Here is a 9,609-nt window from a genome sequence, read left to right as displayed (position 1 = left end):
GGGTTCGGTCAACGCCCGACATCGGGGCTCCGCCCCGATCACCCGCCAAAGGGATGATCCCTTTGGAAACCCATGACATCGCCGGTTATTCGGCTGCCGCTGCGGTCGTGGTGGGTGGCCCGTGCTCGACCGTACGGAAGTTCTCGAGTTCCGCCAGGAAGTTGCGCGCCCACCAATCGACATCCTCGCGGGTCATGCGCTCGACCATCGGCTTCCAGCGCGCCAGCCGCTCGGCCTTCGGCATGTAGAGCGCCGCGCGGATCGCCTCCGCCACCTCGAACTTGTCGTAGGGGTTGATCAGCAGCGCCTCGGGCAACTGACGGGCGGCGCCGGCGAATTTCGACAGGACCAGCACGCCCGGATCGTCCTCGCTCTGCGCGACCACGTATTCCTTGGCGACGAGGTTCATGCCGTCGCGCATCGGCGTCACGAGGCCGACCCGGGCCGCCCGGTACAGGCCGGCGAGCACGGGCCGCGGATAGGCCTTGGTGATGTACTGGATCGGCGTCCAGGCAGGGTCGCCGAGCGAGCCGTTGATCTCGCCGACCTTCTCGTTCACGTCGCGGGCGAGCTGCTCGTATTCCGGTACCTCGCTGCGGGATTTCGGCGTGATCTGGATGTAGGTGACGTTGCCGCGCTGGTCGGGGTTCGAGGCGAAGAAGCTCTCCACCGCCTCCATCCGCTCGGGCACACCCTTGGAATAATCGAGCCGATCGACGCCGATCAGCAGCTTGCGGGTGCGCAGGCCCGCCATGGTCTCGCGCACGACCTTGTTGGCGCCGGCCTTCTCGGCCGCCTCCTTGAAGCCCGCGACGTCGATGCCGATCGGGAAGGCGCGGATCCGGGTCCGGCGGCCATCGACCATCAGTGAGCCGCCGCCCAAGGGAATCGCTCGCTGAGTGTCGACGAGGTTGCGCTGCAGGTTCTGGACGTCCGCCTCGGTCTGCAGGCCGATCAGGTCGTAGTCCACGATGGCGCGCAGCAATTCGGTGCTGGCCGGCAGCGAGTTGAACACGTCGGCGGCCGGCCACGGGATGTGGTGGAAATAGCCGATCGGGTTGTCGAGCCCGAGTCCGCGCAGCTCCGCGGCGAGCGGCAGCAGGTGGTAATCGTGCACCCAGATGATGTCGTCGGGCTCGACCAGCTTGGCGAGCGCCCGCGCGAAGGTCCGGTTGACGCGGCTGTATCCGGCGTAATCCGAGCGCGAGAAGGCGCCGAGCCCCAGCCGGTAATGCATGATCGGCCACAGGGCCCGGTTCGCGAAGCCGGCGTAATATTCGAGGTGGTCCTGGGGCGAGAGGTCGACCACCGCGTATTGGACGCGGCCCCGGTCGATCAGGGTCGGCTCCTCGGAGGGCTCGTCCGTGATGGTGCCGCTCCAGCCGAACCACAGGCCCTCGTAGGCCGTGAAGGCCTCTTTCACGGCGACCGCCAGGCCGCCCGCCGCCACCGCCTTGCCGCCCTCCTCCGGGACGGCGACGCGGTTCGATACGATCACAAGGCGTGCCACGGGGGTCGGCTCCGGATCAGGGGCGCAGGCCGAGTCGAGGATCTCGCCGCGCCTGCATCGGGACATCAACTCTATGTCAGAACGCGCGGGAACCCTGCGCGATCCTTTGTTGGTCTTCGGAGCGTCCCAAGGTGGGGCGGCCCGCGTTTCAGACGACCCAAGCGTGAAGCCGGGCGCGGGTCAAGTCGCGCTCATGCCGTTCCGGGATCAGGGCGGCCGCTCCGTCCCGGCACCGTGCTCCACCGATCGCCCGCGGATGAGCCGGCGGAGTTCGGGTGGCCGTTGTCGAAGCGTGACGGTTCTGACAGACCGTGCCTGAACGGGGACTGACCGCTGCGCCGAGTCGCATCGGGCCGGGATCGGTTCGGCGTTCACGGGATTCACGACACGCGGCACCGGAACCGGTCACAGCTGAGTCGGTTACTCAGCCATCGCGGGGGTCACGGTCGCCGCGAGCGGTGTCCCACCCCGCGTCGCGAGGAGTGTTTTCGAGATGGCCGGCAACGAGTTACCGCACGACGCGCCCAAGGATACGCTTCACGGGACCGCGCACGAGGCGCAGCACGAGGCGTCCCATGCTGCGGCCAGTGAACGCGCGCAGTGGCGTGGCCTGCAGGGCGATGTCGAGGGGTTGGCGGACGTGGCGGCGGAGCGCGGTCGCGGGCTGCTCGACGCGGCCCGGCTTCAGGCGCAGAGCTATGTCGAGCAGCGCAAGAGCGATGCGGCGCAGTCGGTCCACGATCTGGCCCAGACGATCCGCAATTCCGGCCGCGATCTTGGCGACAAGCCGAACGTGCGCGCCTTCTTCGACAGCGCCGCCGACGGGCTGCAGCAGCTCGGCTCCTCGATCGAGCGCCGCAGCCTCGGCGATTTCTACAGCGAGGCCGAGTCCCTCGCCCGCCGGGCGCCGGTTGCGGTGGCGGTCGGCACCTTCGTGGCCGGCCTGATCGCCGCCCGGTTCATCAAGTCGTCGAGCCTGCCGCCGGAGGCGCCGGAGGGCGACGCCCGCGACAGCTTCCGGGCCTGACGCCATGGCCCAGGGGACTGATCCGCGCCAAGCCGGCCCATCTGCCGGCACCACCGGTGCCTCGAGCATCCAGAGCCTGATCGGCGACGCGCTGCGCGAGACGAATGAGCTCGCCCGCAAGGAGATCGCGCTGTTCCGCGCCGAGATGGCGGGCAACATCCGCCAGCTCATCGTCGGCCTCGCCTGCATGGTCGGCTCGGCGGTGTTCGCCGTGGTCGCCCTGCTGGTCCTGATCGGCGCCTTCGTGAAATGGCTCGCCACGGTCGTGGGGTCGGAGTGGCTCTCGGCCCTGATCGTCGGCGGCGTGCTGCTGGTTCTCGCCCTCGGGATGGCCCTGTGGGCGCGCAGCGTCCTGTCCCTCTCCACCCTGGCCCCAAAGCGCACCACGCGCCAGGTTCGCCAGGATGCCCAAGCCCTGTCGGAGCGCGTGTCCGGATGAGTTCGATGAACGACCTCGAGAAGGAGATCGAGGAGAGCCGCGCCCGGCTCGACGACACGATCGACCGCATCCAGGGGCGGCTCTCGGTGCCGAACCTCGTGGACGAGATGCTGGGCAACGCCCGGCGCGTGCCGGCCCTGAACAGCACCTACGATTCGGCCCTGGAGGCGGTGCGCCGCAACCCCGTGCCGGTGCTGCTGATCGCGGCCGGCGTCGGCCTGCTGTTCAACCGGATGGCGAAGGACGCCCAGCGGCGGCGCACGGAAGTCGCAGCCGAGCGCGTGCCCACGCTGAATACCGGTGCCGCGCGCAGCTACGATCCCGATCGTCCCATGGGCCGCCCGGCGCGCGAACCTCTGGACAAGACCGAGATCTGAGGATCGGCGCCGGACACAAATCATAAGGCCGGCCGGTAGGCCGGAGGCAACGGCGGTGCCCCTTGAGGGCACGCAGCCGAGACGGACATCCGAGGACACCGCCATGACAGACAAGCCGGGCACCCCCTCCACCCCCTCCCGCACCCCCGAGCAGATCGCCGCCGAGGCGGGCATGCCGCACGGGTCTGGCGGCACCGGCCTCCGTCCGGATCCCGCCGGCCTCGGCGATCCGGGTGCGCCCGGCACGGCGGCGGGCGATTTCACCCTGCGGCCCGATCCGCGCGGCCTGCACGATCCGCTGCCGCAGGGCGGCACGCCGCTCTCGTCCGGCGGGACCTCCAGTGGCGGGTCGCACGGATCCGACCCGGCCTCGGCCGTGAAGGAGGGAGCCCGGGCAGTAGGCGACCGCGCCGCCGACCTCGCCGGTCAGGCGAGCCAGACCGTTTCGAGCTTCGCCGACGACATCAGCAACCGCCTGGGTGGCGCGGCCGATCAGGCCCGCGACCGCGCCTCGGCGGCCTATGACGACGTGCGGGAGCGTGCGGAGGGGCTTCACCGACGCAACCTGCGCGCGCTCGACGACCTGACCAGCCAGGGGATCGACGGGCTGCATCGCGGTCGCACCGCGGTCGAGCGCTTCGTGGACGACAACCCGCTCCTCGTCGGCGTGGTGGGCGTCGCTGCTGGCCTGCTACTCGGTGCCTTGCTGCCGCGCACCCGTCAGGAGGATCGGAACATCGGTCCCTGGGCCGACGAGATGCGCGACCAGGGCCTGCGCTACGCCCGCGAAGTGACCAATATCGGTCGCGAGTTCGTCGAATCCGCCCTTGATCCGGACAATCTCAACGCCGCCGCCCGCAAGGTGGTGGATCCGGATGGGCACACGCCGCCGGAGGGTGAGCGGAAAGAGCATAATCTTTGATCTCGGGCCGGCTCGCCTCCCTTGGGCTTGCCGGCACCGTCCTCACGGGTGGAACGAAGTGACCCGGAATCGTACATGTCGCAAGGCGTTGTGCGATTCCGGATTGCTTCGCTTGCAACACTGAAGCGTGCTCGTTCGACGGCGAAGCGGACTTGGCCGCGAGCCTGCATCAGTCCCGATACAGCCCCGCATGCGCCTCCCGGAGCAGGTTCTTCTGCACCTTGCCCATGGTGTTGCGCGGCAGCTCGTCCACGAACAGCACCCGCTTGGGGCATTTGAACCGGGCGAGCCGGTTTTCCAGGGCGGCCTGCACGCCGGCCTCGTCCGGGCAGCCCGGGCCGCCCACCACCACGGCGGTGACGGCCTCGCCGAAATCCGGGTGCGCGAGGCCGATCACCGCGGATTCGACGACGCCGGGGAGCGCGTCGATCTCGGTCTCGACCTCCTTCGGATAGACGTTGAAGCCGCCCGAGATGATCAGGTCCTTGCCGCGCCCGACGATGTGGACGTAGCCCCGGCCGTCGATCTTGCCGAGATCGCCCGTGATGAAGAAGCCGTCGGCCCGAAATTCGGCTGCGGTCTTCTCCGGCATGCGCCAGTAGCCCTGGAACACGTTCCGGCCCTTCACCTCGATCATCCCGACCGTATCCGGGCCGAGCACGCGCCCGCCCTCCGGATCGACCACCCGCAGGGACACGCCCGGCAGCGGGAACCCGACTGTGCCGGCGACCCGGTCGCCGTCATAGGGGTTCGAGGTGCTCATGTTGGTCTCGGTCATGCCGTAGCGTTCGAGGATGGCGTGGCCGGTGCGGGCCTGCCACTCCCGGTGCGTCTCGGCGAGCAGCGGCGCCGAGCCCGACACGAACAGGCGCATGCCCGTGGCTGCCTCCGGCGTCAGGCCCGGCTCCTTCAGGAGGCGCGTGTAGAAGGTCGGCACGCCCATCAGGACGCTGGCCCGGGGCATCAGGCTCAGGATCAGCTTGGGATCGAGCCGGGGCAGGAACAGCATCGAGCCGCCGCTCGCCAGCACCGTGTTGGTCGCCACGAACAGGCCGTGGGTGTGGAACACCGGCAGGGCGTGGATCAGCACGTCGTCGGCGGTGAAGCGCCAGGTATCGACCAGCGTCCGGGCGTTCGAGGCGAGGTTGTCGTGGGTCAGCATGGCGCCCTTGGAACGCCCGGTCGTGCCCGAGGTGTAGAGGATCGCCGCCAGATCTTCGGGGCCCCGGGGCACATCGGCGACATCTCCGTCCTGCTGGTCCGCCGCCTCGGCCGCGCTGCCGCCGCCCGCGCCGTCGAGGGTCCAGATCGTCCGGACGCCCGCCGCGGCCTCGGCCAGCGCCTCGCGCCGGCCCGGATCGCAGACGAAGACGGTGGGTTCGGCATCGCCCAGGAAGTAGCCGATCTCGGCCGGGGTGTAGGCGGTGTTGAGCGGCAGGAACACGGCGCCGGCCCGGACCACGCCGAGATACAGGAAGATGACCTCCGGGCTCTTCTCGACCTGCACGGCCACCCGGTCGCCGGGCGCGACGCCCGCCGCCCGCAGGGCCGCCGCGTAGGCGCCGGCGCGGGCGATCAGGTCCGCGTAAGCGTAGCGACGGCCCTCCGGCGTCTCGATCACGGTCTTGGCGGGATCGGGGACGCCGTCCCGGATCAGGGAGAAGAGGTGGTTGGTCATCAGGCGGCTTGGGCTGTGGCGGGCCTTCGTGTCTCCCGCACCCATAGCCGCCTTAGGGGCCTCCCGGCGAGCCCTTTCAGGCGGCGAACGGCCCGAGGCCGTTGGGCACGCGCATGCGGAAGAGGATCCGGGTTTCCAAAGGACGAGTCCTTTGGCGGGTGCAGGGCAGAGCCCTGCTGTCGGGCGAGGCCCGATCGTCGGGGTTTCGCCCCGACACCCCACCAAAGGGAAAGCCCTTTGGAAACCCGTGATCCTACGCCTCGGCCAGCACCACGGCGCGCGGCGGCGGCAGCTTAGCGCGCAGCTCCCGGCTCACCGCCGGAGAGGCCACCACCGTGCCGAGATTGGCGTAGGTCTCGTGGTTCCGCTCGATCGCGGCGAGGTCGTAGAGATAGTTCACCATCAGCCCGTGGGCCTGGGACAGGCCCTTCTTCGACGTGTCGCCGAGGAAGTTGATCCGATCGAGCCGGGCGCCGTTGCCGAGGTGGAACCGGGCCACCGGGTCGAGGGGCCGGCCCCGGGCGTTCTTGGCGCGCAGGAAATAGGCGGCCGCCGCCGGGATCAGCGCCTTGCGCACCGCCTCGGCCTTCGCCTTGTCGGTGTGCCAGTCGGGATCGTCCAGCGCCCGCAGGGTCTCGACATCCTCGGGCAGCAGCCCCTGCGGGCTGTCGGCCCGGCGCTCCCGGGCAAGCCACGCGGCAAAGCCCGGCACCGGCGAGAGCGTCACGAAGGTCTTGAGCGTCGGCACTTCGCGGGTCAGATCCTCGACCACCTGCTTGATCAGGAAGTTGCCGAAAGTGACGCCCGCGAGCCCCTTCTGGCAGTTGGAGATCGAATAGAAGATGGCCGTGGTCGCCGCCTGCGGCTGCAGCGGCTTGCGCTCCCGCGACAGGATCGGCGCGATGGCCGGGGCGATCTCCCCCGTCAGCGCCACCTCCACGAAGATCAGCGGTTCGTCGGCCAAGGCCGGGTGGAAGAACGCGAAGCAGCGCCGGTCCGGCGGCTCGATCCGGGCGCGCAGGTCGTCCCAATCGGCGATGGCGTGGACCGCCTCGTAGCGGATGATCTTTTCCAGGATGTGGGCCGGCGTGGTCCAGTCGATGTGGCGGAGCACCAGGAAGCCGCGGTTGAACCACGAGGCGAACAGGTGCTCGAAATCGCAATCGAGGCTGTCGACCGCGTCCAGCAGGGCGGGATCCGACGTGTCGCCCGACCGCAAAGCTTGACGCAGGTCGAACAGATCCTCGCGCATCCGCACGAGGCTGAGCGTGCCGCCCCGGGCGAGGTTGAGGCGGCGAATCAACTCCTGGCTGCGGGGCTCGGCCGCATCGTGCAGGGTCCCGAGCCGCGCCCGCGACGGAGCGGCCCGGTAGGCGGCGATCGCCTCGTCGACGGCGGCGGAGTCCGCGTCGAAATCGAGCGCGATGGCCCGCAGGAAGGCGTGGCGCTCTGCCGGCCCGAAGCTCGCGTAGCGATCGAGGATCAGGCGGGCCAAGGCCACACCCGAGGCCTCGCCGCGCCGGGAGATCAGATCCTCGCACAGCTTGACGAGATCGCCCGCATTGGCCCGGGAGGCAAGATCGCCGCGGCCGATGCCGATCAGGTCGCGGCCGCGCTCGCTGATGGTCTGAAGGAGGTCGCCGAAGAAGGAGATCGCCGCCATGACCTTCGCACTGACCCCTGTCGATCCGGACTCGAAGCGCGTCCCGCCCCGCGACGCCGGCTCGCCGTCCGGACACGGGCGCAACCGGATCCGGTGCTGCCGACCCTCCACCGGAGAGGCCGGATCGGCACTTCGATCCTGCCCGGCACCTTACGGCGGCGCGGCCTCCGCGACCAGAGCTTGACCGGTCGCAGAGTGCGAAGATCGCGCTTTCAGATCGCCGCGGAGGGCGCGGGACGGACTGGATTTCCGCCGGTCAGATCCGCTCGGCCACGGTGGCGAGGTCGGCCCGCTCGCGCCAATCGCCAACGCCATGCTGGCGGGCGAAGCGGAGCTCGGCCGCGCGGCGGGCGCGTTCGGGATCGCGGGCCCGCATGATCTCCACGGAGCCGATCGTGAACGGGACCCCGAGGATCTCCTTGGCGAAGTCGACGCGGTAGTTCGGCATTCCGTACTCCCTGTTCCGACGGTTCCGGGGGCGTCTACACGGAACGAAACCGCCCTCTCGCTCGTATCCGGTTCTGGTGCCTGTCAGGCCCGGATTTCCGTGCTGCGCGGCATCCCGCCCGCAGGACGGCGCCGCATGTCGTATCGATTGCATATGGTGCTCCGTCGGCACCCGTGAAGGGGCGCGCCGCGTGCCGGCAGGGATGCATCGCCGCAGCTTGCCGGCCGGCGCGGTCACCCCGTAACCCTCGCGGCTCGGCCTTTCCCTTCGGAGATACGGACCCGACCATGGCCCATCCGCCGCGACGGACCCGCCTGCCCTCGATCCTGCCGTGACCACAACCCTCGACGCGAAGGCCCGCCTCGGCCTGACGCTGATCGCCGGTGGGGCGGTGGCCAACATCTACTACAACCAGCCGCTGCTCGGCCTGATCGTGGCCGAGTTCGGCGATCGGGCTGCCCTGTGGGTGCCGACCACGGCGCTGGTCGGCTACGGGCTCGGCATCGTCGGGCTCGTGCCGCTCGGCGACGCGCTGCCGCGGCGGGCGCTGATCGTGGGGCAATGCCTCGGCCTCGCCCTGGCGCTGCTCGCGGTCGGCCTCGCCCCGAACCTCGCGAGCTTGGCGCTCGCCCATCTCGTCGTCGGCGTGCTCGCCAGCGCGGCCCAGCAGGCGGTGCCGTTCGCGGCCGAGCTCGCGCCGGATGCGAGCCGCGGCCGGCTGGTCGGGCAGGTGATGACCGGGCTGCTGACCGGCATCCTGCTCGCTCGGACGGCGAGCGGGTTTCTGGGGGCGCATCTCGGCTGGCGGCCGGTCTTCCTCGTCGCGTCCCTGCTGGCGCTCGCAATGGCGGGCATCGCCCGGGCGACCCTGCCCCACACGCCGCAGACGCATCCCCTGCGCTACCGCGCGCTGATGCTGTCCATCCTCCACCTCGCTCGGAGCCAGCCGGTCTTGCGCACGGCGAGCCTGTCGCAGGCGCTGCTGTTTGCCGCCTTCAACGCCTTCTGGGCAACGCTGGCGCTGCTGGTGGAGGGGCCGCCCTTCGGGCTCACCGCCGCGGGCGCCGGGCTGTTCGGGGTGATCGGCGTCTGCGGGGCCTTCGTGGCCCCGCTCTCGGGCCGGTTCACCGATCGGAAGGGCGCCAAGCCCGTGGTGCTCGGCGGCAGCCTGATGGTCGCCTTGTCCTTCGTGGTGCTCTGGGCCGGGGGCGCGTGGTCCCTCGTCGCGGTGGCGCTCGGCGTGCTGCTCATCGACATCGGCATGAACGGCGCGCTGATCGCCAACCAGACCCGGGCCTACGCCCTGGTTCCGGGCGCGCGGGGGCGGATCAACACCGTGCTGTTCACGACCCTGTTCGTGTTCGGAGCGCTCGGCGCCTATGCCGGCTCGCAGGCCTTCCTGCTGGTGGGCTGGCCGGGGGTCTGCGCCGTGGGGCTGGTGTTCTCGGCGCTGGCGGTGGTCGTGGCGGCGCGCGACCCGCATGGGCGCACTTCGTGAAGCATATAGGATCGCAAAGGGCGTAGCCCTTTGGCGGGGGATCAGGG

At 70.3% G+C, this 9,609-nt stretch carries 9 protein-coding genes; 5 read left to right on the top strand and 4 right to left on the bottom strand.

The features are described 5' to 3' along the window. Window positions 1–85: 85 nt before the first annotated feature. Window positions 86–1,510, bottom strand: coding sequence for an alpha,alpha-trehalose-phosphate synthase (UDP-forming) (locus tag BLQ49_RS23125; protein WP_091720447.1), 1,425 nt, complete (start codon window positions 1,508–1,510; stop codon window positions 86–88). A gap of 493 nt (window positions 1,511–2,003) precedes the next feature. Between BLQ49_RS23125 and BLQ49_RS23120 the strand changes: the two genes are divergently transcribed. The 4 genes from BLQ49_RS23120 (at window position 2,004) to BLQ49_RS23105 (ending at window position 4,275) form a co-directional block, all read left to right on the top strand. Beyond that, complete coding sequence (locus BLQ49_RS23120) at window positions 2,004–2,537, top strand: hypothetical protein (protein WP_091720295.1); 534 nt, start codon at window positions 2,004–2,006, stop codon at window positions 2,535–2,537. A gap of 4 nt (window positions 2,538–2,541) precedes the next feature. Continuing rightward, window positions 2,542–2,976, top strand: coding sequence for a phage holin family protein (locus BLQ49_RS23115; RefSeq protein ID WP_091720292.1), 435 nt, complete (start codon window positions 2,542–2,544; stop codon window positions 2,974–2,976). 5 nt (window positions 2,977–2,981) lie between these two features. Further along, window positions 2,982–3,353, top strand: a complete 372-nt coding sequence (locus BLQ49_RS23110; RefSeq protein ID WP_208859103.1) for a DUF3618 domain-containing protein — start codon at window positions 2,982–2,984, stop codon at window positions 3,351–3,353. A gap of 103 nt (window positions 3,354–3,456) precedes the next feature. Next, window positions 3,457–4,275: a hypothetical protein gene (locus BLQ49_RS23105; protein WP_091720287.1), complete on the top strand. Its 819-nt coding sequence runs from the start codon at window positions 3,457–3,459 to the stop codon at window positions 4,273–4,275. A 169-nt stretch (window positions 4,276–4,444) separates the two neighbouring features. Here the strand turns inward: BLQ49_RS23105 and BLQ49_RS23100 are convergent, their stop codons facing one another. The 3 genes from BLQ49_RS23100 to BLQ49_RS23090 all read right to left on the bottom strand — a co-directional run bounded on the left by BLQ49_RS23100 (window position 4,445) and on the right by BLQ49_RS23090 (window position 8,064). After that, window positions 4,445–5,953 carry a malonate--CoA ligase gene (locus BLQ49_RS23100; protein WP_091720285.1) on the bottom strand — a complete coding sequence of 503 codons (1,509 nt, stop codon included), beginning with the start codon at window positions 5,951–5,953 and terminating at the stop codon, window positions 4,445–4,447. A gap of 253 nt (window positions 5,954–6,206) precedes the next feature. Further along, entirely contained in the window at window positions 6,207–7,616 is a 1,410-nt protein-coding gene (locus BLQ49_RS23095) for a malonyl-CoA decarboxylase (RefSeq protein WP_091720282.1), read from the bottom strand. 256 nt (window positions 7,617–7,872) lie between these two features. After that, the gene (locus tag BLQ49_RS23090; RefSeq protein ID WP_091720280.1) at window positions 7,873–8,064 is read right to left on the bottom strand and encodes a hypothetical protein; all 192 of its coding nucleotides are present in this window, start codon (window positions 8,062–8,064) and stop codon (window positions 7,873–7,875) included. A gap of 331 nt (window positions 8,065–8,395) precedes the next feature. Here BLQ49_RS23090 and BLQ49_RS23085 point away from each other — a divergent pair, with 331 nt between their 5' ends. After that, a complete protein-coding gene (locus tag BLQ49_RS23085; protein ID WP_091720277.1) occupies window positions 8,396–9,562 on the top strand; it encodes an MFS transporter in 1,167 nt (388 codons plus the stop codon). Window positions 9,563–9,609 lie beyond the last annotated feature (47 nt).

The organism is Methylobacterium phyllostachyos, from assembly GCF_900103445.1.
Taxonomy (GTDB): domain Bacteria; phylum Pseudomonadota; class Alphaproteobacteria; order Rhizobiales; family Beijerinckiaceae; genus Methylobacterium; species Methylobacterium phyllostachyos.
The sequence above is the reverse complement of the archived record's forward strand: the minus strand, read 5'-3'. Positions and strand labels throughout refer to the sequence as shown.